The organism is Falsihalocynthiibacter sp. S25ZX9 (genome assembly GCF_041205405.1).
Classification (GTDB): Bacteria; Pseudomonadota; Alphaproteobacteria; order Rhodobacterales; family Rhodobacteraceae; genus Falsihalocynthiibacter; species Falsihalocynthiibacter arcticus.
In genome coordinates this window covers 1-304 of sequence record NZ_JBGFCD010000232.1, presented here as the reverse complement: position 1 = coordinate 304, position 304 = coordinate 1, and the positions used below count along the sequence as shown (strand labels likewise).

Here is a 304-nt window from a genome sequence, read left to right as displayed (position 1 = left end):
AGCCCTCACCAGGTGGTGTCAGACTAATTCGAACTCGTCTCAGCTAGGCCAGTACCCCTGCCCTTTTATGCAGCACCAAATTGGCGCCATTCGCTAAGAGCAGCGTCGCGATCAAGCTTGAATTGGACTCTTTGCGAAAGACTGCGATCCTTATTGAAGTGGTTGAAAACCGACGCGTGGACGGAGGTAAATTTCTGCAAACTTCGCATCAGACGAAAGCGGTGAGACACTCTCTCTCGTTGTCGAGAAGGTGGGTGAGAATTCTTGGCGCGACTGTTTTTTCCAGCGCCCTGTTTCTTGTCTG

Annotated in this window: 1 pseudogene; it reads right to left on the bottom strand. The window is 51.3% G+C overall.

The annotated features are described in order from the left end of the window. Nucleotides 1–65: 65 nt before the first annotated feature. Nucleotides 66–304, bottom strand: a pseudogene (locus AB9F29_RS22055) (IS6 family transposase); the annotation flags it as partial.